At 58.6% G+C, this 25218-nt stretch carries 22 protein-coding genes; 11 read left to right on the top strand and 11 right to left on the bottom strand.

The window, feature by feature from the left end; genetic code table 11:
• Window positions 1-8: 8 nt before the first annotated feature.
• The 3 genes from modA to MHM97_RS18780 form a co-directional block, all read right to left on the bottom strand.
• Entirely contained in the window at window positions 9-734 is a 726-nt protein-coding gene (gene modA, locus MHM97_RS18790) for a molybdate ABC transporter substrate-binding protein (protein ID WP_239324352.1), read from the bottom strand.
• Between the two features lie 368 nt (window positions 735-1102).
• Window positions 1103-1663, bottom strand: a complete 561-nt coding sequence (locus MHM97_RS18785) for a chemotaxis protein CheD (RefSeq protein WP_239324350.1) — start codon at window positions 1661-1663, stop codon at window positions 1103-1105.
• Between the two features lie 19 nt (window positions 1664-1682).
• A complete protein-coding gene (locus tag MHM97_RS18780) occupies window positions 1683-2618 on the bottom strand; it encodes a CheB methylesterase domain-containing protein (protein WP_239324391.1) in 936 nt (311 codons plus the stop codon).
• A gap of 763 nt (window positions 2619-3381) precedes the next feature.
• Between MHM97_RS18780 and MHM97_RS18775 the strand changes: the two genes are divergently transcribed.
• From MHM97_RS18775 to MHM97_RS18745, 7 genes are read left to right on the top strand one after another with little or no spacing between them, the layout of a single operon-like run.
• On the top strand, window positions 3382-3669 hold the full coding sequence (locus MHM97_RS18775) for an STAS domain-containing protein (RefSeq protein ID WP_239324347.1): 288 nt from the start codon (window positions 3382-3384) through the stop codon (window positions 3667-3669).
• A complete protein-coding gene (locus tag MHM97_RS18770) occupies window positions 3666-4040 on the top strand; it encodes a response regulator (RefSeq protein ID WP_239324344.1) in 375 nt (124 codons plus the stop codon). The genes MHM97_RS18775 and MHM97_RS18770 overlap by 4 nt, the downstream gene beginning before the upstream one ends.
• A gap of 1 nt (window position 4041) precedes the next feature.
• Entirely contained in the window at window positions 4042-6177 is a 2136-nt protein-coding gene (locus MHM97_RS18765) for a chemotaxis protein CheA (protein ID WP_239324341.1), read from the top strand.
• Window positions 6161-6649: a chemotaxis protein CheW gene (locus MHM97_RS18760; protein WP_005612856.1), complete on the top strand. Its 489-nt coding sequence runs from the start codon at window positions 6161-6163 to the stop codon at window positions 6647-6649. Before MHM97_RS18765 ends, MHM97_RS18760 begins: the two co-directional genes overlap by 17 nt.
• Window positions 6646-7503, top strand: a complete 858-nt coding sequence (locus MHM97_RS18755; RefSeq protein ID WP_239324338.1) for a CheR family methyltransferase — start codon at window positions 6646-6648, stop codon at window positions 7501-7503. Before MHM97_RS18760 ends, MHM97_RS18755 begins: the two co-directional genes overlap by 4 nt.
• A gap of 45 nt (window positions 7504-7548) precedes the next feature.
• The gene (locus MHM97_RS18750; RefSeq protein WP_239324335.1) at window positions 7549-7935 is read left to right on the top strand and encodes a response regulator; all 387 of its coding nucleotides are present in this window, start codon (window positions 7549-7551) and stop codon (window positions 7933-7935) included.
• A 1-nt stretch (window position 7936) separates the two neighbouring features.
• Window positions 7937-8266 (top strand): hypothetical protein, encoded by a 330-nt coding sequence (locus tag MHM97_RS18745; RefSeq protein WP_239324332.1) that lies wholly within the window; start codon window positions 7937-7939, stop codon window positions 8264-8266.
• Window positions 8267-8471: 205 nt separating this feature from the next.
• Here the strand turns inward: MHM97_RS18745 and MHM97_RS18740 are convergent, their stop codons facing one another.
• On the bottom strand, window positions 8472-9563 hold the full coding sequence (locus tag MHM97_RS18740; RefSeq protein WP_239324329.1) for a zinc ABC transporter substrate-binding protein: 1092 nt from the start codon (window positions 9561-9563) through the stop codon (window positions 8472-8474).
• A 103-nt stretch (window positions 9564-9666) separates the two neighbouring features.
• Between MHM97_RS18740 and MHM97_RS18735 the strand changes: the two genes are divergently transcribed.
• From MHM97_RS18735 to MHM97_RS18725, 3 genes are read left to right on the top strand one after another with little or no spacing between them, the layout of a single operon-like run.
• Entirely contained in the window at window positions 9667-10137 is a 471-nt protein-coding gene (locus MHM97_RS18735) for a transcriptional repressor (RefSeq protein ID WP_239324325.1), read from the top strand.
• A 4-nt stretch (window positions 10138-10141) separates the two neighbouring features.
• Window positions 10142-10891, top strand: a complete 750-nt coding sequence (locus MHM97_RS18730; RefSeq protein ID WP_239324323.1) for an ATP-binding cassette domain-containing protein — start codon at window positions 10142-10144, stop codon at window positions 10889-10891.
• A complete protein-coding gene (locus MHM97_RS18725) occupies window positions 10888-11694 on the top strand; it encodes a metal ABC transporter permease (RefSeq protein ID WP_239324321.1) in 807 nt (268 codons plus the stop codon). Before MHM97_RS18730 ends, MHM97_RS18725 begins: the two co-directional genes overlap by 4 nt.
• Before the next feature lie 40 nt (window positions 11695-11734).
• Here the strand turns inward: MHM97_RS18725 and MHM97_RS18720 are convergent, their stop codons facing one another.
• Both MHM97_RS18720 and MHM97_RS18715 read right to left on the bottom strand, forming a co-directional pair.
• Entirely contained in the window at window positions 11735-14056 is a 2322-nt protein-coding gene (locus MHM97_RS18720) for a response regulator (RefSeq protein ID WP_239324319.1), read from the bottom strand.
• Window positions 14053-14862: a PhnD/SsuA/transferrin family substrate-binding protein gene (locus MHM97_RS18715; RefSeq protein ID WP_239324390.1), complete on the bottom strand. Its 810-nt coding sequence runs from the start codon at window positions 14860-14862 to the stop codon at window positions 14053-14055. The genes MHM97_RS18720 and MHM97_RS18715 overlap by 4 nt, the downstream gene beginning before the upstream one ends.
• Before the next feature lie 256 nt (window positions 14863-15118).
• Between MHM97_RS18715 and MHM97_RS18710 the strand changes: the two genes are divergently transcribed.
• Window positions 15119-19174 carry a PEP/pyruvate-binding domain-containing protein gene (locus MHM97_RS18710; RefSeq protein ID WP_239324317.1) on the top strand — a complete coding sequence of 1352 codons (4056 nt, stop codon included), beginning with the start codon at window positions 15119-15121 and terminating at the stop codon, window positions 19172-19174.
• Window positions 19175-19291: 117 nt separating this feature from the next.
• Here MHM97_RS18710 and MHM97_RS18705 read toward each other — a convergent pair whose 3' ends face one another.
• The 5 genes from MHM97_RS18705 to MHM97_RS18685 form a co-directional block, all read right to left on the bottom strand.
• Window positions 19292-20713, bottom strand: a complete 1422-nt coding sequence (locus tag MHM97_RS18705) for an alanine/glycine:cation symporter family protein (protein ID WP_239324315.1) — start codon at window positions 20711-20713, stop codon at window positions 19292-19294.
• Window positions 20714-20813: 100 nt separating this feature from the next.
• A complete protein-coding gene (locus MHM97_RS18700) occupies window positions 20814-21764 on the bottom strand; it encodes an asparaginase (protein ID WP_239324313.1) in 951 nt (316 codons plus the stop codon).
• A gap of 19 nt (window positions 21765-21783) precedes the next feature.
• A complete protein-coding gene (tviB, locus tag MHM97_RS18695) occupies window positions 21784-23067 on the bottom strand; it encodes a Vi polysaccharide biosynthesis UDP-N-acetylglucosamine C-6 dehydrogenase TviB (RefSeq protein ID WP_239324311.1) in 1284 nt (427 codons plus the stop codon).
• Window positions 23068-23174: 107 nt separating this feature from the next.
• Complete coding sequence (locus tag MHM97_RS18690; RefSeq protein ID WP_239324309.1) at window positions 23175-24362, bottom strand: pyridoxal phosphate-dependent aminotransferase; 1188 nt, start codon at window positions 24360-24362, stop codon at window positions 23175-23177.
• 95 nt (window positions 24363-24457) lie between these two features.
• Window positions 24458-25144 (bottom strand): hypothetical protein, encoded by a 687-nt coding sequence (locus tag MHM97_RS18685; RefSeq protein ID WP_239324307.1) that lies wholly within the window; start codon window positions 25142-25144, stop codon window positions 24458-24460.
• Window positions 25145-25218 lie beyond the last annotated feature (74 nt).

The following is a 25218-nucleotide window of genomic DNA, read 5'->3' as shown; positions in this document are numbered from 1 at the left end:
ATTTGCCATCACTCACCAATCAGAGGAACAAACCCCTGTTTGGCGAACAAGGCGATCGCCGATTTGGACGTGAGATGATCCAGAAAGGCGCTCGACGCCTCAGACTGCCGCACTGCCGCCACCGGGTAGATGATCGGTGCATGAAGCTCTGGCGGGATGGAGTAAGCCACCGTGACACGCGGCTCCGCGAAGGCATCCGTGCGATAAACAATCCCATATGGCACCGCCTCGGCCGCAACCAGGGCAAGCGCGGCGCGGACGTTGGCGGATTGGGCCACACGGGTCGAAACCTCTTCCCATATTCCCGCCGACCGGAGCGCATTTGCCCCATAGATCCCCGCTGGCACAGCATCAATCTGAGCCATGGACAGCCGCCGCCCCCGCAGTTCACGCGGTAAATCCTGCAAACGCTCCAGTTCCGACTCTCCAGGAGCCGCAATCACCACCAATGTGTTCCCCAGCAGATTTGCCTGTGTGTCAGGGGCAATCAGGCCTTCTTTCGACAGCAAATCCATCCAGGCCAAATTGGCCGAGAAGAATATATCTGCCGGCGCACCCTGCTGAATCTGTCGCGCGATCACCGAGGAGCCTCCGTAGGAAACCGTTACGGCCTGGCCCGTGTCCTCTGCATAGCGAGCGACAACCTGATCCAAGGCGGACTTGAGGCTGGCGGCCGCAAAGACACGCAGGGGTTCAGCGTGCAGATAGGAGGGAACCAGCAGGGCGCAGACCATTCCCAGCCTGACCGCCAACCTCCGAAGTGCGTTTCCAAACGTGTTGTACATTGATTCCGGGCGCCATTGGTGCTGCCCGATCAAACTAGGGTCAGGCTCCGCTCGGATACAAGGCTCAGTGTGGAGGTTTTTCGAAACGGAACAGATTCAGACCCTCGAGGTCTGGCCGATACTGCAAACCGTTCTAATCCGGACCTCTTGACCCGTGTCGAGGTTTCGCGGCCGAAAGGCAGAGATCGTCCCAGCGCTGACGCGGAAGGAGGTTCTGTTCGAAGGCACTGGAGAGCACCTGTCGTCGACCGATCCCCGGCCAAACGGTCCGGGATCTGCTGGCCGCGAACCGCCTTTGCGCCCGCGCCAGATTGGGATCAGAACAGCGTGACGTTGTCGACAGCCGCCGGTTTGCGCGCCGGAACGCGGGTCCGAGCAACCGCTGCCTGTTCTTCTTCACCCAAGCGACGGTCATCCGCGACATGGGTTTGCTGTGCCGCCCCTGAACATGCGTGAAAGCGGACGCGCCGGGCGGAGGTACCGCCAACCGAGGAGGACACCACCGGAATCCCTTCATCACGCAGGAAACGCTGTACAAAATCGGCATTGTTCGCCCCGATGTCGGACAGGTTCGCCGACATCTTCGCTCCGCCAAAAACCTTTGCTTTCAGGTTGCTGCGCAAGGCGCCCTTCTTCATAACCCCGTTAATCAGAAGTTCCATCGCGTGCACCCCATAGCGGGCACTGACCCCGCCGGCACCGGAGGAGGACGCCAGCAAGAAGTGATTCATGCCGCCGACCCCATTCTGATCGTCATAGATACACGCCGCAATACAGGAGCCCAGAACGGTCGAGAACACGACCTTAGAATCCGTTGTGACCTTGTAGTCACCTTGTAAGACGGTGACAGTGTTCGTATTTTGAAAAACAGTCGACAAAGCGGCTTCCTTCCAGATCTTAGGTCTTGCAGGCTTGCAGAATTGCTCCGGCCATTCGGGCCAAAGGCACTTGTTTTTGGGCGGCGCCGATTTCCCAAGCGACCCTGGGCATACCGTAGACCACCGCGGTCTTTTCATCCTGAGCAACGGTTGTTGCACCTGCTTTGCGCAACTCCAGCATGCCCTTGGCCCCATCCTGCCCCATACCGGTTAAAATTGCGGCAACAACATCTTTGGCACAGGGCACTGCGGACGAAAAAAGTGCGTCAACAGACGGAGTGTGGCCAGAAATATTCGGCCCCTCCTTCATCCTGATCCGATGCGGTTTGCGTGGGGTGATCCCCATGTGACGCGGTTGCCCGGCCGCAATGTAGACACGGCCCGTTTGTAGCGTCATGTTATCCTCGGCAGCCACGACTTTAGCGGGGCAAATGCGGTCAAGGAGAGACACCAGGCCACTGCCGAAGCTCTTGCCTGTATGCTGGACAATCAATGTCGGCGGACATTGAATCGGAAACCCGACCAACACATTGCGCAACGCCTCGACCCCGCCTGTCGACGACCCAATCAGGATAATCTTCTTAAAGTCCTCTCGACCGCTGCTCGCCTGTGCCGTGGCTGCAGGTGGCGCGTTGCGCCGCGGCGCCTTGATCATCATGTCAAAGTACTGGACGAACTGTCGCGGGCTATCGGATTTTGTCAGTTCGAAAATACCCGCCCCGACATTCAAGAGCGGGGAAGAGCGCCGCGCTGGCGTCGAGTTGGCGTCATCCATGACCGATACCCACCGCACGTCAAGCGCGGAGAAGAGCGCGAGCATCATCTCGAATTCCGGAAGCTTGGTGAAACCGTCCTCGACAAAGGCGAAGGAGGGTTGCCCCGCTTCGGCTTGATTGTAGGCCATCATCAGATTGTTGGCGAGCAGCACCTGCAGGCCGGGATAGGCGGCCTCCATGTGGCTCTGCAATGTCCGTGCAAAGTTACGATCGGTAGTAACAATCAATACGCTCAAGGAAGACAATGGCTTACCCACTTGTTTGTCCCGGAGAGCCGGGAAGTTCCTATTGGACTGCACGGTACCTGTTGTGCGGTACTCATACAGCCAGCTCCGTCTTATTCATCGGCTGCGTCCATTGCGTGCCGGACGCTGGTGTGGCGGCGGACCGCGCTGGCATGACACAGGCGCCAAACGCCCGAATCATCGGGACACCCAATACATTTTCCAGGGCCGCAACGCCCACAGTGTGATTCTGCGCACCGGACCCCGCCTGTTCAGCACAGCCCGGCCACTCGTTCGCACCGCCCGCAGGACCTGCCCCACCGTCGCAAGACGCAAGAAACACTGGAGATTCCCCTCTCGTTCTGGCCTGCGACGACGTGATCATCAAAAACTCCCTGCAACACAGCTCGGTAGAGATGCGCCTATACTTCGGAATATGTTTCTCTCAGCAGGAGTTAATTTGCGCCTTACGCGCCCGAAATGAATGAAGATATGTGCCGAAGGTGGGTCTGGCACGACCTTTGGGCCGCCCCGTCATAGAGACACCTGAGATACTCTCTATAGTCAGATCGTCGGCGCCTGTGGGTGAACCTGTCAGTCAGGGTTCCGCTTTCGCGCTTCTCCAGAATGGCGGAAATCAAATGTTAAGCCCCTGCGGCTAAGACTTCTCTCATCGAACTGAAATCTATCGCCGAAAACGGGGGTGCGAATCGCGAAAATGTCCACCGAAACGCAAAAGCATAACCTGGATTTGCCAAATGCCTTCGCGGATCTAGACCCATTGATCGCCTTTTTCAACGCATCACGTGACAAGGCTGTCGAGGTTGATTGTAGCAAAGTTGCGGTGATGCCGTCGCGCTGTCTGCAGCTGCTGCTCGGAGCCGAGCAGCAATGGCGCTCCGAGGGCCTGGGTTTCTCGGTCACCAACATCACCGAGGGGTGCAGAAAATCCCTCACCCTTCTGGGCCTGGAACCCAACCGATTTGAAGACGAGGAAACAGCATGAAAACCAAAGTTCTGGCAATCGACGACTCTCGCACCATCCGGAATTTGCTTGCAGCGACCCTGGAAGAAGCGGGTTTCGAGTATCACTGTGCAGTGGATGGCCGCGAAGGCGTGGACATGTATGACAACGTTGCTCCTGACGTTGTGATCACCGATATCAACATGCCCAACCTCGACGGCTTCGGCGTGATCGAAGAGCTGCGTGGCGATCAGATCAATTCCAAGGTTCCGATTCTGGTTCTCACCACCGAAAGCGCGCCGGAAATGAAGGCACGGGCCCGTGACGCGGGCGCCACGGGGTGGATCACAAAACCCTTCGACGACCAATCTCTGATTTTTGCTCTGAAGCGTGTCACAGGAGCGGTTGCGTAACATGTCAGGGTCGATTCAAGATACATTCTTTGAGGAGTGCGAAGAGCTCCTTGAGGCAATGGATGAGGGTCTGACCGCCATCGAAGGAGGCGATCACGACCCCGAGGTGGTCAATGCCGTTTTCCGTGCCGTGCACTCCATCAAGGGGGGGGCAGGGGCATTTGGACTGGATGAACTGGTGGCGTTTGCACACAAGTTCGAAACGGTATTTGACGAGGTGCGTTCCAACAAGCTTCAGCTGGATACCAAACTCATCCAGCTCCTGCTCCGCTGCAGCGATCACCTGTCTGATCTGGTCAGCGTGGCACGCGATGGTGGCACCACTGACGAAGAGCACAATGATGTGCTGATCGCGGGCCTGGAAGAGTACCTCGATGAGGAGGAAGAGGATCTCACCTTTGAGCCAATGGGACTTGGCGGCCCTGCCGTCCCGCTTCCACTGGCTGCGGAGGAGGAGAAAACCTACGAAATTCGGTTCCACCCGCTGAAAGAGATGTTCGGCACCGGAAACGAGCCATTCTTCCTGTTCCAGGCACTGTCCGAACTGGGGCCGCTGAAGGTGGAACTCGACGATACGGAGCTGCCCGGTTTTGATGCCATGGCGATGGACGAAAGCTACCTCGCCTGGAACCTGACCCTGACCACATCGGAACCCAAATCGGCCATCGAGGCGGTGTTTGAGTTCGTAGAAGGCCTGTGTGAACTCTCTATCTCTTCCGACAAGGAAGCTGAGGAGGACGCCGCTGCCCTGGCTGCACTGAATGCTGCATTTGGCGTACCTGGGGATAGTGCCGAGCCCGAGACGCCAGCCCCTTTTGAAGCGCCGGCACCCGCAGAGGCTACTCCAATGGCAACACCGGAAGCGACAGACAAAGTCGAGACAGCGAAGCCTGAGAGCAGCAAGTCAGAACAGCGCGGACCCAAGCCGACCCTGCGTGTGGACCTGGAGCGGGTGGACCGGCTGATCAACGCGGTTGGCGAATTGATTATCAACCATTCCATGTTGGCGCAGCAAATCGCCAATCTGGATGTTGCTGATCTGCGGGATGTGGAAACCGAACTCGAAGGTTTCAAGAACCTCGCTCGGGACATCCAGGAAGGGGTGATGTCGATCCGGGCTCAACCCGTCAAACCACTGTTCCAGCGCATGGCCCGCATCGTGCGGGAGGCGTCTTCAGCCACGGAAAAGACAGCCAAGCTCATTACCGAAGGCGAGAATACCGAAGTCGACAAGACGGTGATCGAGCGTCTCTCGGATCCGCTGACTCATATTCTGCGCAATGCGGTAGATCACGGCATCGAGAAACCAGAGGACCGCGAGGCCGCTGGCAAGAGCCGCGCGGGTGCCATCCGCCTGTCCGCGTCGCACCGGTCCGGCAGTGTCTGCATCGAAATCAAGGACGACGGAGCCGGTGTGAACCGCCCTCGTGTGAAGCAGATCGCGATCGACAAGGGATTGATCCCGGAAAACGCCGACCTGACGGATGCAGAGATCGATAACCTCTTGTTCCTGCCTGGATTTTCGACGGCAAAAGAGGTGTCCAACCTCTCGGGTCGCGGTGTCGGCATGGATGTTGTGAAGAATGCGGTTACTGCGCTTGGCGGGCGGATCAATATCTCCTCTACGCCGGGCAAGGGATCCACATTCACGATCATCCTGCCACTGACACTGGCGGTGATGGACGGCATGGTTGTTTCCGTTGCCGACCAGACCATGGTGGTGCCGATCACATCCATCATCGAAACCATGCGTGGTAGCGACGATATGATCAACAGCCTCGGCGCAGACGGAACGCTTCTGTCCATCCGCGGCAACTTCGTGCCCATCTGTGACGTGGCCGGCGCTCTCGGGCTTCGCAAACCCGAAGGTGACAAACCACCGGGCGTCTACCTTCTGGTTGAGACGGAAACGGGCCAGCGAAGCGCGCTCGCCGTCGACGATATTCACGATCAAAGGCAGGTCGTGATCAAGAGCCTCGATGGAGTCTGCGGGAACATTCCCGGCGTCGCCGCGGCAACGATCCTTGGTGACGGCAAGATCGCAATGATCTTGGACTCGGAGAGCATAATCGCGGCCTCACCCACATCAGCCACCTTTGATTCAGATCGGAGAATGAGCAATGCAATCGCAAGCTGAAGTTAAAATTGGCGACCAGGAGGTCAAACATGCTCAGCAGAGCGAGTTTGTCAGCTTCACCGTCGCAGGTCAGGCGTTCTGCCTGAAGATCACCCAGATCCGGGAGATCCGTCGCTGGGCACCGGTTACCATCCTGCCGCACGCGCCCATGGATGTTCTCGGGGTAATGAACCTGCGGGGCGCCGTGATTCCGATCTACGACCTGTCGGCACGGTTCGGTTTGCAACAGACCGAAGCCAGCGAGCGCAATGTCGTCATCGTGGTTGCGGTCCATGGCAAACCTGTTGGCCTCCTGGCGGAATCCGTGTCCGAGATCATCTCGATCAATCCGGAAGAGATCCAGGACACGCCTCCTGTCGATAGCCGTTACACCATGGAGTATATTCAGGGTATCATCTCTCACGACGACACCATGGTGCGCATCATCAACCTCGACGCAGTCATTTCTGCACCGGAGCAAGGCCTCTCGTGAGTATCGCTGGTCCCATCGAACCCCTAGATAGCGGCATTGTCCTGTCAGATCAGGACTTTGAGGCCATTGCACAATTTGCTTACAAGCATTTTGGCCTGGCCATGTCGCCCAGCAAGAAGCCCCTGGTCTCTTCTCGCTTGTCGCGCAAGTTGAGAAAGCAGAACATCCGCGCGTTCAAGGACTACTTGAAGCGGCTGGAGGGGCCCAATGCCGAGCAGGAACGCAGTGAGTTGCTGTCGTTGCTTACGACCAATGTCACGCAGTTCTTCCGCGAACCACACCACTTCGAAACGCTGCGCAAGGATGTTCTGCCGCCGCTGATCGAACGTGCGAAGAAAGGCGGTCGCGTTCGGATCTGGTCTGCGGGATGTTCGATCGGACAGGAACCTTACACGATTGCTTCCGTCTTGCACGGGATGTGCCCCGATGCGGATCGTTACGACATCAAGATCCTGGGCACCGATATTGACCCAGTGGTCGTACGCACCGCCGAAGTGGGCCAGTATCCGCTGGAGGATTTCGAAGGCATTCCAAAGGAATACAAGATGCAACTGGAGGCGGGTGACAAGGCCAATACCGGTCGTGTGCCGCAGCATCTACGCAATAAAGTGACGTTTGGGGTGCTGAACCTGATCCAACCCTTCCCGTTCAAGGGCAAGTTCGATGCAATCTTCTGCCGCAACGTCGCGATCTACTTCGACAACCCGACACAGCAGAAGGTTTGGCAAGCCTTCCAGAAATCGCTGACTCCGGGCGGGTATCTCTTCATCGGTCACTCCGAGCGCATGTCAGGGCCCGCTGCGCAACATCTGAAAACCGTCGGCATTACTACTTATGTCAACACGCCTGGCTAAAAACGCACTCACGGTTAGCCACGACGAGAACACGAGGAATAAACAATGAGCTTGAAAGACTCCCTGCGCGTGATGGTCGTCGACGATATGTCGACCAGCCGAGGAATTCTAACCCAGTGTCTCGATGAACTTGGTGTCAAGAACTACCTTGTCGAAAACAATGGACAATCAGCGTTCCAAAAACTGGCAACAAATCCGGTTCACTTGGTGCTGTCCGACTACAACATGCCGGGAATGGACGGGTTGGGTTTGCTCCAAGCCGTTCGTGGCAACGCTGCGACACAACGGATCGGCTTCATCCTTGTAACCGGCAAACCCACTCCCGAGATGATCGAGGTCGGCAAAAAACTTGGCTTGAACAACATCATCCGCAAACCGTTCACAGTGGCGTCGATGCGACAGGCCATCGAGCAGGTCGTGGGACGTTTGTAATATGGCTGATAAATCTTCTAAACCGCTCGATACGGTATATGCGAATTCGGCGCGAGAAATGCGCCAGCTGCAAAGCCAGATTCAGCAGCTGGAAGATACTGTATTAACCATAGTGGAACGCCGTACTCCTCCCACAAGTGCAGAAATTCGCGAGCTTCAGGATTTTGACCTGATATCGCAAACACTTGGTGGACTGTCCGTTTTCTTTGACAAGCTACGTGAACAAGTCGGCACCGAAGACTGCACCAATATCGATCAGGCGACCGAAAGTGTCACGCTTCAAAAGCTACGGGACAGGTTGCGCGAAAAGCAGGAGCTTTTTGAGATCTGAGGCTGCGACAGCGCATTGCTCTTGGCGTTGCCCAAGAGTTCGAACGCTGAAAACACCAAAAAGGATCGGAGTGGCAGATTTTTCTGCCGCTCCGATCCGCAAATCAGTACCTCGCTCGCGCGGCGCCTAAGCGGCCGACACAGCGAAGTCGGGCAACGACGCGTAGAGCTCCGCGGCAATTGCCGGCGATTTGATTTGATACCGCTCAGTCGCCGAGACAGGCCACGAACGCCGCGCCGGTCTGCTTGAGAAGATCCGCGTAAAAGGTCTTTCCCGTTTCGATATCCATTCCCAATGGATCGATGACATAGGAGGACACATCGGTTCCTTCGGTCACGGTCCGTACAAGCCCAGGATTGAACTGAGGCTCCGAGAAGACACAGGTCACCCCGGCCTCATCGACAGCGTTGCGGATTTCAGCGATACGCGAGACGCTGGGATCAGACGCATCACCGAGTGAAATCGCGCCCAGGGACTTCAGCCCAAATCCTTGCTCGAAGTACTGAAATGCATCATGAAAGACGACAAACTGACCGTTCTGACCGGCCAATTGTCCATTCAGATCAGCGACAATCTGATCGATCTCTGCCTGCCCTTCGAGTGCATTCGTCTCGTAAATGGACGCATTCTCGGGATCAACCTGTGAGAGTTCCTCTGCGATCAGCGCCAGCCAGTGCTTGCCATTTTCAGGTGACAGCCAGGCATGGGGATCGACTCCGTCATGTGCATGGTCATGATGCGAATGATCATGCTCGGCATGCGCATCATGGTCGTGATCCCCATGATCATCATGGTCGTGCCCGTGGTCACCGTGATCGTGGTCATCGTGATCACCATGTGCATGCTCGCTATGATCGTGCCCATCGTGACCAGCCTCGTGATCATGGTCGTGATGCTCTTCGTCATGTTCATGCGACCCTTCCATCACCGCGGGAGCGAACACCGCCCCCTGCCGAAAGTCGAGACGCATGGTGCCCGGGGCGTCCAGAAGAGAGACCACATTGACGCCATCAGTCAATTGGGTGATCGGCTCCTCCAACCAGGGCGCAAGCGCCTCACCAACCCAGAACACCGCGTCCGCGTTCGACAGATCTCGCGCATTTGACGGGCGCAGGCTGTAGCCATGGGGCGATGCTCCCGGGGGCACAAGAACCGCAGGCTCCCCCACTCCGGCCATCACTCGGGCGACAAGACCCTGGATCGGAGCGATATCGGTCACCACCTTCGGCGCGTCGGCTGCGACCGGAAATGCCAATATGGAAAGTGCCACAGCGGATGTCAGAGATTTGGGCAGCATAGCGGCTCCTAAGCGACTGTTATATCATAACCAACACACGACTTGATAAACGTCATGTTGTAACATATCAATCCCAAATCCGCAGCAACGTAACGGAGGCTCCATGGACAGCGTTGGCTTTGTTTCGCATGACCATTCCCGCTGTATCACGGGCGGCCTTTCCGCAGTCGAAACCTACTGCCGGGAAAAACGGCTGCAATTCACGCCTGTGCGCCGCCGCACCCTGGAGATCCTCCTGCAACAGCACCGCGCCCTCGGCGCTTATGAAATTCTAGAATATTTGCGCGACGAAGGGCTGGGATCTCAGCCCCCGGTGGCCTATCGCGCTCTGGAGTTCCTGGTCAAACATGGGTTTGTGCACAAGATTGAACGCCTGAACGCGTTCATTGCCTGTATGCACCCCGGCGAGACCCATACCCCGGTGTTCATGATTTGCCGCAAATGCGACAGCGTCGCCGAGGCGCAGCGGCAACCGATGCAAGGGCAATTGGGAGATGCTGCCCGTGCAGCCGGTTTCTTGATAGAACGCACTGTGGTGGAGGCCGAAGGCCTTTGCCCGCGCTGCCAGGACTGAGTAAATGCGTCTCGTCACGATTACGAATGCGACAATCCGGCACAGCGGAGCACCGGTACTGCGCAACATAGATTTTCATATCAACAAGGGCGAAATTGTCACCGTTCTGGGGCCGAACGGGTCAGGGAAATCAACCCTGCTCCGCACGATTATCGGCGCGTTGGGGCTGAGCGGCGGTGCCATTGAAAAAGCACCGGATCTGCGCATCGGCTATGTGCCGCAAAAACTGCACATCGACCCGACCCTGCCGTTGACGGTACGCCGGTTTCTCAGCCTTCCTCGGCGTGTCGATGACGCCGAAGCCCACAGCGCACTTGCCGAAGCGGGAGTGCCGGGGCTTTATGATCGCCAGATGACCGGATTGTCCGGCGGCCAGACCCAGCGCGTTCTCCTGGCGCGCGCCCTCTTGTCCCGTCCGGATTTGTTGATCCTGGACGAAGCAACACAAGGGCTGGATCAACAAGGATCGGCCAGTTTCTACCAGAAAATCGAAGAGGTCCGCACCGAACTCGGATGTGCGATCCTGATGGTCAGCCATGAGTTGCATGTGGTCATGGCGGCGTCGGATCGTGTCATTTGTCTGAATGGACACGTATGTTGCGAAGGTGCGCCCGCCCAAGTGGCAAGCGCACCGGAGTATCGCGCCCTCTTTGGAACCGATACCCAAGGTACCCTGGCGCTTTATCGTCACGAGCACGATCATAGCCACGATTGCGTCCAGGACCACAGCTCCGATGGACAGAGTTCTGCATGAGTTTTCTCGATGACTTTATCATCCGTGCCGCCTTGGCCGGCATTGGTGTCGCGCTTGCGGCCGCCCCGCTTGGCTGCTTCGTCGTTTGGCGCAAGATGGCCTATTTTGGAGATGCAACCGCCCACGCGTCGATACTTGGTGTGGCATTGGCGTTGGCATTTGATGTGTCCATCTTTGGCGGCGTGATGGCGACAGCGCTGCTGATGGCAGGCAGCATCACACTGCTCAGCGGGCGCGGCTATGCGATGGATACACTGCTCGGTGTCATGGCACATAGCGCACTCGCGCTCGGTCTGGTTGCGGTGTCATTTCTGCACGGGGTGCGCGTTGATCTCATGGCATATCTGTTCGGCGATATTCTGGCGGTGTCGCGGATCGATATTGCCGTCGTCTGGCTGGGGGCCTGTCTCGTTCTGGTGCTCCTGTGGTGGCGTTGGTCGTCCCTTTTGACCGCCACGCTGAACCCCGAGCTGGCCCGCGCGTCCGGCATTTTGCCACAGCGGGAACAGCTCATATTGACCTTGTCTCTTGCCGTTGTCGTTGCAGTGGCCATCAAGGTCGTGGGGGTTCTGCTGATCGCCGCCATGCTTCTGATTCCAGCAGCAACAGCACGCCCCTTTGCAAACACGCCGGAGCGTATGGCCCTGCTCGCAACCCTGATCGGCGTGATGTCGGTGTTGGGGGGGCTTTACCTTTCTTTCGGCCTGGATACACCAACCGGCCCAACCATCGTCAGCTGTGGAACCGGCTTGTTCGTTGGTGTCAGCGTGCTGCGGCTCCTGCCGTTCTGGCCACGACGCTGAACATGGTGTTGCGGGGTGATGCCCCCAGGCTGTCCAAGCCCTAGGTTTCCTGCTCAGCGCTGCCAGTTTGCGCGGGCACACCTGGCGTGACCGTCCATTTGTGCAGCGTGTCAAGCAAAGCCTGCTTGCGAATGGGCTTGCTCAGAAAGTCATCCATTCCGACCGCACGGCAGGCCGCTTCGTGGCTTTGCAACGCATTGGCAGTCAGCGCGATAATCGGCACGCGCCGCAGGGACGCCTCCTGCTCGATCGTACGGATTTCCTCGGTCGCCTCCAGACCGTCCTTTATCGGCATCATCATATCCATCAGCACGAGATCTGGCTGCGCGTCGCGGTACATGGTGACCGCCTCCAACCCATTGGTGGCAATTCTGACGTCCACGTCCACATTCTTCAGCATCCGCGTGACGACCACCTGGTTGGTGCGGTTGTCCTCGGCCATCAAAACCCGAATGGGGGCAGGCAGAACCGGAGCCCCCGTCAATGGCGCGACGGAAGCGCTGGCAGTGGGTTCAGTTTCCCCAAGCGCGCGGCTCACGACCTTTCGCAACTGATCGGCGCGGACAGGTTTCAGAACCTGCTGACAGTTCCCTATCTCCGCAAGCATCTGCGGCGACAGCGCCGGATCGACAGAGGAGAGCATGATGATCGGCAACCGCCCGAGATTTGGCACGGAGCGAATACGCCGCGCCAGTTCGTACCCGTCGCAATCCGGCATGTTGAAATCGAGGAAGATGAGATCGCAGAGATCGGAGACGTCCCGCATCTCATCCAAGCGCAGCATGGTTTCGACAGCTGAATCCGCTTCACTGACCCGCACCCCCCAAGCCCGCAACCGCTCACCAAGAATTCGGCGATTCAGTTCCAGATCATCGACCACCAGCGCATGCAAACCGGATACCGGTTGATCCGGCTGAAACGTGATCGGCGCACGATCACTGGTCGGCAACGTCAGGTCGATACTGAAGACGGATCCTTTGCCTTCGGTCGAGGTGACGTGAATGCGGCCCTTCATCAGTTGCAACAAGCGCGTCGAAATCGCCAGCCCGAGGCCGGTGCCCTCGAAGCTTCGGGTCGCCGCCCCATCCGCCTGCTCAAACGCGTGGAAAATGCGATCCAGCTTGTCCGCGGGGATGCCAATGCCTGTGTCGCTCACGGCCATCCGCAGCTGCGTCAGCTCCCCAAGGGTCGCCCCTGTGACATCAATGTGCACGGAGCCCTGGGAGGTGAACTTGACCGCGTTTCCGACAACATTTGTCACGATCTGCCGGATACGCCCGGCATCCCCCTCATAGTATTCTGGAAGGTCCGGATCATAGCGCAACGTCAGCTGAACCCACTTCTCCGCGGCCTTCGGGGCGAGGAGCGTCACCACATCCTCAAGGACCGTTCGCAGATTGAACGTTGCCTGGTTCAGTTCCAGCTTGCCCGCCTCAATTTTAGAAAAATTGAGGATATCGTTTATGATCGTCAGCAACGCATTGCCCGATTTCACGATCGTCTCGGTATACATCTCCTGATCGGGCGTCAGGTCCGTTTCCTGCAACACCTCGGCCATGCCAATCACACCATTCATCGGTGTGCGGATTTCATGGCTCATGTTGGCAAGGAATTCCGATTTGGCGCGGCTGGCAATCTCGGCCTGCTCCCTGGCCCGTTCAAGCGCGAGCTCCCGCTCGTCGCGCTCTGCAAAACTGTCCTCGAGCACGCCAACCGAAACGTTCAGCGCCTGAAACTCACGACTGGCGTACCACGGCAACTGGAAATGCCCGGTCTTGGCCCCGGCAACAGCATTCGACATCCGGGCATGCACAACCTGCAACGGGTTCAATGCGAGCCTGTAGACAAGATAAAGCATCAGCAGCGACATCGACACAACAGCCAGGATCGTCCAGGTGATGGTCTGCCGGACCTTGTCCAGAACCAGTGCCTGCCCCTCTTCGGTCGACCACTTCACCACCATCCTGCCAAAGACGAACCCCTCAAACGCCACCGGCCTGTCGTACATGACATAGTCGTCTGCAAGCTGCGACGCGGTATTCGACGCCTCAGCGATGATCTCGCCTTCGCTGTTCTCAATGTGGATCGACAGAATTTTCGGATAGCGGGTTATCGCCTCAACCAGCCCCGTTTCCAGAACCGGGACATCTTCGACGATGATCGCCTCCAGCATCAAGCCGCTCAACAACGAGACCGTCAGATTGGCCTGTTCGCCCAACTGATCGCTGACACGCTGTACTTCGTAGCGCCGCGCAACACCGCCAACGGTCACGACAACCAGCAAGGCCGCGAGGGACATCGACACGATGATCTGGGACAGAATGCCCCGGCGCTGAAGCAGGCTACGAAGCGGTGTTTTCAAAAGTCACGGCTCCGCTGCATCGCACGGCGCACGAAGTCGTAATCCGCGTCGCTCCCGGCCAGGAACCCGTTCTTCGACACGCGCTTCACCATCTCTTCGTTCTGAGCAGAAAGCATGACTTGGCGCATCGCGTCCAGGATATGGCTTTCCAGTCCGGAGCGCGCCAACCAGGGCTTGGTCACGTTGTCAAAGGAGACCAGGGCCCTGATCGGCACACCTTTTGCGACCAGCTCCTTGAACGTGCTTTCCTTGAGCGCGCCTGCGCTGAACTTGCCGGCACCGACAGCTTCGCCGACCAGATCATGTCGCCCGAGATAGGCATACCCGTGCAGATCCTGCGACGAGATACCCACATCCAGCAGATGCGCCTGCGCCAGATACCGCCCGATCGTGGACAGTTCATCACCAAAGGCAAAGGACAGCCCCGCGAGATCAGACAGCCCGGAAATCGTACTATCGCGATGAACCGCAATGACGCCCTTGAACCGTTTTTCCCCCTGCTTGGACTCCATTGCCACGATCAAAATCCCCGGGTTGCGCTCCATCGCATGGACATAGGACGCGGGCCCAAAGCGCGCAAAGTCAACGCGCCCTTCCGCCAGATCCACAATGCTTGTTTCGTAGTCCTTGGAGATACGCAGCCGGATCGTGACGTCTTCGTCCAGGAGGACTTCCATCCGATTTTCCAGAAACGTCAGAAATGGTCGGTACTTCCGCACCGTCGCCGACGGCTTGTCCGCGGCATAGGTGCCAAACACCAGCTCAATCTCTGCGCGTAGGGGCGAGGCTGCGGAGATCCCCACCATCGACAGGACCGCAGTCACCAGCATCAGTTTCACAAGACCGTAACGCATCGGGGTCTTGCGCGGGGTAGCTGTACCAAATGAGTTCATCAGTGCCATCGAACTCTCCTTAGCAGACGATGCAGAATCGCTGTCCGACCGGGGCGCGCCCGTCCCTGGCCATGCCTCAATCCAAGATAGGATCAAAACACATTGAAAACTAACCGAGATTCACTCGAAAAGCACATATTAACCATCTGGAAAGGATTATGACGTTTCTTTGACGCATTCTGCGTCTGCCGCCAGGTTCCCTTTCCGTTCAGAAGGACGACTCGTGATTACACCAAACTTGCTGCCATGTATCGCCCGGTCAGTTAAAATTTGTTTTTGTTTATTTGTAAATGCGACCATTCTTATCGCCACCCCCACGATGGGACACGCAATTCCATCCCCGGAACTGGTGCTTGGATCGGTCTCTTCGCTATCTCAAATTCTCGCGGTGGTTGCAGCCACCCTGTCCGGTTTTGGTGCGGTGATCGCCGCCCGCCTCGGGATCAGGACACAGGCCTCTTCGCGCCGCTATCCCGTGCGCCTGATCACCGGCCTTGTACTGCTTGCCGTCCTCCTTGCATTTGCAAATCACTGGCAATGGCAGACCCACCAGAGCGCCGAGTTGCAACGGCTGCAAGCCACACTGACCCGTCCCGCACAGTTTGACGGGACCACCATCAAGGACGCGGCGCTGAAAGAAACCAGCTACAACAGCCAAGAAACCCACCCACAGGGGATCACGACGGCCGAAGCTGCCAACCTTTTGTCTGCCGGACAGGTCAATTTCTTCGACATTCGTGAAACCGCCGAAAACGCCATGGGGACCCTGCCCGGCTCCACCCACATCCGGTTTCCCGACTTCCTCCAATCGCCGCCCGTTTCGGCGGGTGAAACGGTGGTGCTGTTCTGCCATAACGGGAACCGCAGTTCCGAAACCTGCGCGGCGCTCGCAAAACTCGGTATCGATTGCCGCTTTATTGCCGGCGGTATCGAAAAGTGGATTGTGGAATCCAGACCGTTTTCCGACAGCCGCGTGCAAGAGCTGTCAGACCTGCGCGCCATCCCCACGTATCCAAACAAATCGCGCCTGATCGGTACCGAAGAGTTCAGCCAACTTGTGGCGTCGAGCGAGGTACAGATCGTGGATACGCGCTATCCCGGTGATTTTGCCGCCGGGCACCTGCCCGGGGCGATCAACATTCCTGTGCGCGCGCTGACCACCACGCAGCTGCAAGAGTCGATCTCCTCCCTGCGCAAGGTCCCCACGGTCGCTGCGTGCTATGATCGCCGTAGCTGTTTCATGAGCCAGGTGCTCGGACTGGAGCTGACTGAGGCGGGAATCCCCTTCGAAGGGCGCTACACCCTGCCGTGGGAGTATTTCATCCCTCCTGCCCCCAAACCTCATGTTGTCGATTGGCTGGCCAGCCAGGAAACCGGCCTGTGGGACACATCCGTTGACCTTCTGAGCCGCGTCTTGCTCTGGGCGCATGAACACTCTCACCTGATACTCGGGCTTCTGGCTCTGGCGGTGACCTCGCGATTGCTGGTGCTGCCGCTCGCGCTGAAATCAGAACGCGATCAGATCACGCTTCGTGCGCACAAAGTCGAACTGGACCGTCTAAAGGCGGATCTTGCCGACGACCCGATCCGAAAATCCAGGGCAATCCGGGAGGTTCATAATCGACTTGGATTGACGCCTATGCGCAATTTGGCGGCGCTCCTCTTTCTCCCTGTGATGATGCTGGGGCTACAGGCGGTAGAGCTGGCTTCCGCGGAGGTTGGCGAAGCGTTCCTGTGGGTTTCGAACCTGGGAGCGCCGGACCCCTATTATCTTGCGGCGGGCCTCACCTGTGCGCTTGCCGCTGTCTATCTGTTGGTTTCGGTCGCCAAATCCGCGCGGGCGGCGGTGCTTTGGTGTGGACTGGGGCTGCCGCTCCTGTTTGCCCTCGTCATGAACCTCTCGGCGGCGGGAAATTTCTACCTTTTCATGAGCCTGACGGGTTTGCTGATCCAATACGCGTATGTCTCAGGGAGCGTGTCGCGCCTGTGCCGCGCCTTGCCACCCTTGCAGCGATTGCCAAAAGGAACGGTCGCGATAAAGGAAACCCGCCGATTGACTCATGCGGGAAACAAGGCGCTACGGCTTTCACAATTGGCCAATGCCGGCTTTCCGGTACCGCCCGCGGTGGTGCTCACCGAAAGGTTCCTAACCCGGTTCCAGGCGGCCACCGCTACGGATCGCACGCGCATGGCGCATAAAATCTGGCGGATCATGGGGCCCACACCCTGCGCTGTGCGCTCCTCTGCCAGCCAGGAAGATGGCGCTGACCATAGCTTTGCCGGCGTATTTGAATCCGTCCTGGATGTGCGGGGCGACCAAATGTGCTCTGCCATCGAAACCGTGCACGCCTCCTTTTCCGACGAGCGTGCCCGAAGCTACCAGATCAAAGATGCGGGACACGGAAATATTCTGGTGCAACACATGATCGATGCGACGTTTGCAGGTGTCCTGTTCACACAGGATCCACAAGCACCGGGCATGATGCTGCTGGAGTGGGTCGAGGGCTGTGGCGATGACCTCGTCTCTGGCAGGAAAACACCGGGCACCCTTCGGGCCGGGCGCTACAGCAAGTCCCCTGCCCCAGATCAGGACCTCCCCCCGTTTGCCCCGGAGGCGCTGATCGAGTTGGGCCTGACGATCGAAAATCTGTTTGGATCACCGCAGGACATCGAGTGGGCCTGGGTGGACGGAGAGTTCTGGATACTGCAATCGCGGGATGTGACCACCATGGCCGTGGGCAGCAGCACCGAGCAGGCGACGGCTTCGGAATGGCGATCCTTTTTCAACCGGTTCAAAGATCGCGATCCGGACGAAAATCTGATCGAGCAGGATGAAATGAGCGAAGTGCTGCCACGCCCCAGCCCATTGTCATTTGCACTCATGGCGCAGCTCTGGTCACCCGGGGGCAGCCTCGATCTGGCCTGCCGCGCGTTGGGCTTGCCTTACGCACTACCAGAGGGCCAAGACGCCCATTTGGTACGCCTCTTCGGCAAAACCTACGTTGATACACACCTCAAGCAGCACCTGGCACTGGATTTGTCAGGGCGACGCGCGGTGGCGCTGCGCAAGCAGTTGGCTCCGGTCCGTGAGGGGTTCGAACGGGAGGTGCTGCCCAAGCTCAGGGACCGCGTCGACGACTGGCGTGCCATTCGGTTTGAAGCCCTGCCAAGGGCAAAGTTGCTCAAGGCGATCACAGACTTGCAACGCTACTTCGTGACCGAAATCTATGTTGAGGCCGAGAAAATCAATATTCTCGCGGCCTTGGCCATGCAGGACGCGAGCCAAGCCGCGCAAGGCGACCCAGCCCTGCGAAGCTATCTGATGCAGGCAGACCTGGAATACTCTCCTGCCAGCCTCCTGGCACAATGCGATGGACCGGAACAGGAAGCCCGAGAAAAAGCGCTTGCCTTGATGGGGCACCGGGCGATGTTCGATTATGAGCTTTCCAGCCCCCGGTATCACGAAGCGCCGAGCTTGTTGTACACATTGCTCGAACCATCTGTCGCCCCCCTGCCCCCGACGCAGGCGCCGTCCGGTCTACCAGCCGATCTTCAACAACAGATCGAACTGGCCATCGCCTTTCAGGACTTGAAGGAGCGTGCCAAGCACGAGGCCTTGCGGGTGCTGTCGGAACTTCGGCGGGCGCTTCTGGCGCTGGCAGAGCAGAGCGGGCTTGGTGCGCTTGTATTCCATCTGACCCTGCCAGAGCTTGTGCATGCCGACTGGGAGGAAATCGACGCCTTGCGCGCCCTGGCCCAAGCTCGCTCGGAGCACGACAAACTTTGTCAGGACAACGCGCCAACGCAGGCACAGCTGACCCTGAAGGACTGTGAGCAGCTCTCTGCTGGCACGCTGGCCCTGCCGGATCCGGGCAAGCTCGGCGGAACCTGCGTCGCTGGATCAGGTGATGTGACCGGGCGCGTGTTCCGCGTTCACGACGAGATGGCGCATGGCTCCGAAGCCTTTGCAGGGTTCCTGCCCGGAGACATTATTGTCTGCCACATGGTCAACCCTGCATGGTTGCCCCAGGTACAGAAGGCCGGTGCCGTCGTGAGCGTGGTCGGTGGCTGGCTGAGCCATATGGCGATCGTCGCGCGCGAGAAAAATATCCTCATGGTGGTTGGCGCGAAAGGGACCGACAGCCTCATCCAGGGTCAGAAGATCACCGTGCACGATAGCGGCGACATCGAAGCGGCTGAGGCCTATGATGCCTTGAGTGCGTGAGCGAGAAACAGCTGAGGGATGGGGGGCGCCCCCCACCACTCAGCCGGCGCATAAATTGAGTCCCGCCATGAAAATAGGCCACCCAATCGGGTGGCCTATGCAGTGTTTCACGAGGCGTCAGCTTCGTTTGGGCCAGGCATTCGGATCCAGATCAAGATCCGAGAACTCTTCGATGTGCAGCACCGGTCGCGCCACCCCGGCCCGCAGTTGTTTGCGGAAATCTTGCAGGATACGCAGGGCGATCGGAAACAGCATCATCAGTGCGAGCAAATTGACCAGCGCCAGCACACCCATCATCGGGTCGGAGAAGAAGAACACCGAGGTCGCATTCGGCGCCACCGCACCCACAAAGACAATCCCGACCACAACAATCTTCAGCACCAATGTCGCGGCGGGTGTCTTGGTCAGAACCGTGATCGCATTCTCACCGAGGTAATAGTTGTAGATCACCGACGAGAAGGCAAACAGCAGGATGGCTGCAGTCATGAAATACTGCGTCCAGGCACCAAGATGCGAAACCATTGCATTCTGGGTCAGTTCGACACCGTCAATTTCGCTCGCGCCCGGAACGTAGACATCGCTGAGCAAAATCACAAACGCAGTACAGCTACAGATCACGATGGTATCGATGAACACCGAGAAAGCTTGGGTGATGCCCTGGCTGATCGGGTGATTGACCTCTGCGGTTGCGGCCACGTTGGGTGCAGACCCCAAACCCGCCTCGTTCGAGAAGAGACCCCGGCGCAGACCTTGGGCGATTGCAGCCCCCATGCCACCGCTGACCGCTTCTTCGAAGCCAAACGCATTGGCAACAATGGTGCCCAGAACGGCCGGAACATCGCCCAGGTTCATCACGATGACCGCCAATGCCATCAGGATGTAGCCAAGCGCCATGATCGGCACCACGACTTCGGAGGCCTTCGCGATACGCCGGATGCCGCCAAACACGATGAAGCCGGTGACCAAGGCCAGAAACAGGCCGGTCCACAGACGGTCAATGCCCAGCGAGGCTTCGGCCGCGCCAGCAACCGTATTCCCCTGGAACGCATTGAAGCCCAACGCAAACGCAGCAATCAGGCAAATGGCGTACAATACGGCCAGCCAGCGATAGTTCTGGCCCAACCCGTGAAGGATGGCCCGCGCCGGACCGCCACGGTACTGCCCTGTCAGAGGGTCCGCCCGTTTGAACAGCTGCGCCAGAGAGCATTCCACAAGGCTGGTTGCCATTCCGACAATCGCGATCGCCCACATCCAGAACACCGCCCCGGGGCCACCGAGGGTGATTGCCACAGCCACGCCGGCGATATTGCCGCCGCCGACACGCCCACCGACCGAGACGAGCAGCGCTTCGCGGGCTGAGATCCGCCCGGAATCCGTTCCGCCCCGGGTCAGAACCCGGAACATCCGCCCAAAAAACCGAAATTGGACGAACCCGGTCGCCACGGTGATAAAGGTACCAAAAATTACCAGGATCGGAACAAGGGACCACCCCCAAGTCAGGTCTCCGATGACCCCGAAAACCTGTTCAAGCGCTTGCATCGCGTCTCTCTCCACTCACGATTAAAACCGCGAGCGGCATACGTGGGTCACTGCCGGGATGCAACGGCACAATTGACGTGCCGGCTGCGGAGCCGCTCGATCAGGTCGCCCATTCTCCGCAGAGGTTTTCCTGCAGGATCGCGCGTCGTGCCTGCGGATCGTCGGTGACCGCAAGCGCGTGAAGCAATTTCGCGTAGGCGGCTTCCACGGTCATGTCCCGCCCGTCGATGGCACCGGTATCCTCCAGCATCGACCCCGCCGCATAGGTACCAAGTGAAATACCGCCTTCGGCACATTGGCTGACAGCGAGGACAGGGACGCCCTGTGCCTGCGCCCGCTGCATTGCGGACCGCAGTCCAAGCCCCTCGGGGACAGTGCCGGACCCATAACACCGCAGGACGATACCCTGCGCCCGCTCCGCAGCCAGCGACACGAGATCCGCATTCATCCCCGGCGCGACAGCCGCGATGATGGCCGACACCTCACCGTAATACTGCGCGGAGAGCCGCGGGGACTGGCGATGCGGTGGTCGATCCGTGGGCGAGGCCTTGAAGGCGTCGAAATCAGTCGAGTGGGACTTGCGCACCCGCGCGCCATGCAAAAGCCCCCCCGCAAATTGTACAAAAACCCCAGGCGGCGCGGTCTCGACCGCGGCAAAGGCGTCTTTCAGGTTCCGGCACCCGTCACTTCCATCTTCGGTCAACGCCAGCATCGCACCGGTCAGGACCACCGGCTTGGACAGCCCTTGCAGCCCGAAACTCAGCGCCGCTGCGGTAAATGCAAGAGTATCGGTGCCATGGGTGACAACAAACCCGTCGCAAACATCGTGATGTGCCACGATTTGCGACATGATCCAGTCCCAATCTGCGGGCGTGGCATTGGCGCTGTCGATCAAGGGGGCTGCGGTAACCACCCAAAAATCAGTCCGTATGTCGCCGGAGGCACGCATGCGCTTGAGTTCCGTCTCAACAACACCGTTTTGCGGGGCATACCCGGATTCGGTGGCGATCATGCCGATCGTTCCCCCGGTGTGGATCACGCAAATCACCATGCTACACTCCTTCTGGCGACTACAGCCGCAAGTCTGTTTCGTCCGCAGCCAACAGGTATTTCAAGTCGTAGAGAACCGCACCCGGTTTCCCGAGCGCCCGGATCTCCGCGCTGCCCATCTGCCGAAATTCCTCATGAGCAACTGCGAGGACAACCCCATCATATGTGTCGCGAGGCAGCGCCGACAGAAGTTCGAGACCATACTCATCGCGCGCTTCAGCCGGATCCACATGCGGATCAAACACGTCCACCGCAACGCCGAACTCCTGCAACCCGGAAATCACATCGACAACGCGGGTATTGCGCAGATCCGGGCAGTTTTCCTTGAACGCCAAGCCCATGACCAGCACTCGCGCATCCACCACATGCACGCGTCGCTGCAACATCGCCTTGATCATCTGCTGGGCAACATAGGCGCCCATGCCATCGTTCAGCCGCCGCCCCGACAGCAGAATTTCCGGATGATACCCCACCTCCTGCGCCTTGTGGGTCAGATAGTATGGATCAACGCCGATACAGTGCCCGCCAACAAGCCCCGGCCGGAAATTGAGAAAATTCCACTTGGTCGCCGCCGCGCGCAACACCGCTTCGGTATCGATCTCCATTCGGTTGAAAATCATCGCCAGTTCGTTGATCAAGGCAATGTTGATGTCGCGCTGGCTGTTTTCAATCACCTTGGCTGCCTCTGCGACACGGATGCTCTCCGCACGATGGGTTCCGGCCGTGATAATGCTGGCGTAAAGCGCATCAACTTTCTCCGCGGTCGCCGCAGAGGATCCGGAAGTGACTTTGACAATATCCGGCAAACGCCGGGTCTTATCTCCCGGGTTGATGCGTTCGGGGCTATAGCCCACGCCGAAGTCTTGATTGAATGTCAGGCCAGACATCTCTTCCAGTATCGGCACGCAGTCTTCCTCGGTTGCGCCGGGATACACCGTCGATTCAAAAATGACCGTATCCCCGGGCTTCAGCGCCCGTCCGACGGTTCTGCTCGCCGCGAGGAGCGGTCCAAGGTCGGGGCGACGCGTGGTATCGATCGGCGTTGGCACCGTCACGATAAACACCTTGGCGTCAGCAATATGCGCTTCCGATGCACTCAGCGTAAGATGGCACGCCTGAGTCAAGGCGCTCTGGTCGAGTTCGCAGGTGCGATCAACGCCCCGGCGCAGTTCCTCGATCCGCCCTTCGTCGATGTCAAATCCGACAACCGGACGACTGCGACCAAATTCGACAGCCAGAGGCAGCCCGACATAGCCCAAGCCGATTACACAAATCTTCTCACCAGGCGGGGAACTGTCGGTCATTGCAGGCGCTCCTGAGGGTATCGGGCGCTGATGGCCCGAAGTCACTCCTCATAAAACGCTGCGCGCCCGTGTTTCAACTGGCTGGTTTCGATTTGTGGCCCCCTGCCCTATTCGGCTGCGGCAGACACGGCTGTGGCAAACTCGGAAATCCGGTCCACGGCCTGGGTCAACGTGGCATCATCTATGGTGAGCGCCAAGCGAACCCAATCTTGCATGTGTTCGCCAAAGGAGGATCCCGGCATCACCGCCACCCCGGCCTGTTCCAGAAGTGCCCAGGCAAAGCGATCACAATCCATACCCAAGGGGCGTACATTCACCAAGGCAAACATGCCCGCTTCCGGCCGGTGCACACGCAAGCGGGTTTCGGTTTCCAGACGGTCAGCCAGATAGGTCGCACGTCTGGCGAACCGTTGACGCATTCCCTCAGCGACCGGCGACCCGTTCCGAACCGCCTGCTCTGTCATATCCGCGATAAAGGGTTGATTGCCGAACAGCATGGTTTCGGACACGGGGAGCAGCGCGGTCATGAAGGGCTTTGGTCCGATCGCCCAGCCGCTGCGCAACCCGGGAGCAGCATGTGACTTGGAAATCGACGACACAGCAATCACCCGATCAGCGACTTCGGGCAATGAAAGGGGGGACAGAAAGGAACTGCCCTCAAAGACCAGATCCTCGTAGACTTCGTCGGAGATCAGCCAGAGATCGTGCGCCCGTGCCAAATCAGCCAATGCTTCCAAGTCCTCGCGGCGCAGGATCGCCCCGGTCGGATTATGCGGGGTGTTGAGGAGGATGGCACGGGTCCTGTCGGTAATTCGGCTTGCGACATCGTCTGCCTGCATCCGGAAACCATGCTCCGGGCGCAAGGGAACGGATACCATCTCGGCGCCGGTTGCTCTGATCACGCCCTCATAGGTGGCATAAAGCGGATCCCCCACAAGAACCTCGTCTCCGGCTTCTGCAACGCCCTGAAAAACCGCGTAAAGCGCGGTTTGCGTCCCGGGGAAGCACAACACGTGGTCTCGGTCAAAAAGCTGTCCGCGGCGGGCCGAGTAGACCTCGGCGAGGGCATCGCGCAACCCGTTTTCACCGCGTCCATTGGAGTACTGAGTACGGCCAGCCCGCAAGGCGCTGATCGCCGCATCCGCGAGCACATCCGGCAACGGAACATCCGGTTCACCGATCGTCATTTCGATGATCTGCTCGCCGCGTTCAGCACGCTCTCGCGCTGCGAGGTGCAAATCCCATTTGGCCCCGCCGAGGCCAGCCAAACGCTGCGTGATCGATGTTGTTCTCATCTGCCCATTCCCTACTGCAAACACAGACATGGCCCAGTGTCGCCTGGTTTCCGCACCTTCTTGTTATACAAGTGTGCGACAAAAGGGAAGCGCACTCACACATCGATCACGACGGCTGAAATGGTATCGTCGACTTCGCGACAGGCGGCGACCACCTTGGTTTGCAAATGTGACATGACGTAGGACGCGTGGAACCGGCTCGGTGCGCGGAGGATCAAGCGGTCCCCTGCCCTGCCCTCACGCTGCAGTTTTTGCAGCCAAGAGGCATAAGTGGCCGGGTCATCACGATGCAGGATCGCTTGCGCCAATGACCATTCACAGCCATCCTCTGTGTTCGGCGCTGCAACGACACTAGTCGTCTTCAGAGGAATGACTTTGGGGTCAACGTCTCCGCCCTGCCCTTTCATACGATGCGCATAATCGGGGCCTACGGCCTGCCATCGAGGTTCCGAATCGCCAAGGATGCGATCAAAGTCCAGAGCATATTCCGAGACCCGGCCCCGGGCCCCTTGCCGGGTTACCACGATCCACCCCATTGACCTTAGCTTGGCGAGATCCCGTTTGACTGTACGTTCATCAACATTCCATAGTCTGGCAATCTCTCGCTGACCAACGGCGAGTTGGTCTCGTTGCCAGTTGTAGCGGGCAGTCACCAAAGTGAGAAATCGAAGAACCAGTACCTGTCGGGCCTTGCTCTGTGACAAGGCATAGGCGCCCATCGCAGTAAGGATGTCATACTTGATCGCGGATGCTCCACGACCCGAAGGTTGCCTGACCAGCATTGGCTGCTCTCACTGTCCGGCGTTCTCATTTCAGAGAACGGTGTGTCTGCCTGTATCCCGAGCTTTGCGTCCGG

The organism is Epibacterium sp. Ofav1-8 (genome assembly GCF_022348185.1).
Taxonomy (GTDB): Bacteria; Pseudomonadota; Alphaproteobacteria; order Rhodobacterales; family Rhodobacteraceae; genus Epibacterium.
Note: the sequence above shows the minus strand (reverse complement) of the source record. Positions and strands in the feature narration are given on the sequence as shown.

Bases quoted from the DNA above. Each gene is read 5' to 3' on its own strand.
- MHM97_RS18780 (WP_239324391.1), bottom strand. From the start codon at position 2,618: ATGGAGGCCGCCTATCCCGGCCTGCAGGTGCTGCTCGCCAACAATCTG.
- MHM97_RS18750 (WP_239324335.1), top strand. From the start codon at position 7,549: ATGAGCTTGAAAGACTCCCTGCGCGTGATGGTCGTCGACGATATGTCG.
- MHM97_RS18700 (WP_239324313.1), bottom strand. From the start codon at position 21,764: ATGGTGATTTGCGTGATCCACACCGGGGGAACGATCGGCATGATCGCC.
- tviB (WP_239324311.1), bottom strand. From the start codon at position 23,067: ATGACCGACAGTTCCCCGCCTGGTGAGAAGATTTGTGTAATCGGCTTG.
- MHM97_RS18730 (WP_239324323.1), top strand. From the start codon at position 10,142: ATGCGTCTCGTCACGATTACGAATGCGACAATCCGGCACAGCGGAGCA.
- MHM97_RS18740 (WP_239324329.1), bottom strand. From the start codon at position 9,563: ATGCTGCCCAAATCTCTGACATCCGCTGTGGCACTTTCCATATTGGCA.
- MHM97_RS18745 (WP_239324332.1), top strand. From the start codon at position 7,937: ATGGCTGATAAATCTTCTAAACCGCTCGATACGGTATATGCGAATTCG.
- MHM97_RS18765 (WP_239324341.1), top strand. From the start codon at position 4,042: ATGTCAGGGTCGATTCAAGATACATTCTTTGAGGAGTGCGAAGAGCTC.
- MHM97_RS18725 (WP_239324321.1), top strand. From the start codon at position 10,888: ATGAGTTTTCTCGATGACTTTATCATCCGTGCCGCCTTGGCCGGCATT.
- MHM97_RS18685 (WP_239324307.1), bottom strand. From the start codon at position 25,144: ATGCTGGTCAGGCAACCTTCGGGTCGTGGAGCATCCGCGATCAAGTAT.
- MHM97_RS18775 (WP_239324347.1), top strand. From the start codon at position 3,382: ATGTCCACCGAAACGCAAAAGCATAACCTGGATTTGCCAAATGCCTTC.
- MHM97_RS18770 (WP_239324344.1), top strand. From the start codon at position 3,666: ATGAAAACCAAAGTTCTGGCAATCGACGACTCTCGCACCATCCGGAAT.
- modA (WP_239324352.1), bottom strand. From the start codon at position 734: ATGGTCTGCGCCCTGCTGGTTCCCTCCTATCTGCACGCTGAACCCCTG.
- MHM97_RS18760 (WP_005612856.1), top strand. From the start codon at position 6,161: ATGCAATCGCAAGCTGAAGTTAAAATTGGCGACCAGGAGGTCAAACAT.
- MHM97_RS18715 (WP_239324390.1), bottom strand. From the start codon at position 14,862: ATGGTGGGGATCTCCGCAGCCTCGCCCCTACGCGCAGAGATTGAGCTG.
- MHM97_RS18735 (WP_239324325.1), top strand. From the start codon at position 9,667: ATGGACAGCGTTGGCTTTGTTTCGCATGACCATTCCCGCTGTATCACG.
- MHM97_RS18705 (WP_239324315.1), bottom strand. From the start codon at position 20,713: ATGCAAGCGCTTGAACAGGTTTTCGGGGTCATCGGAGACCTGACTTGG.
- MHM97_RS18690 (WP_239324309.1), bottom strand. From the start codon at position 24,362: ATGAGAACAACATCGATCACGCAGCGTTTGGCTGGCCTCGGCGGGGCC.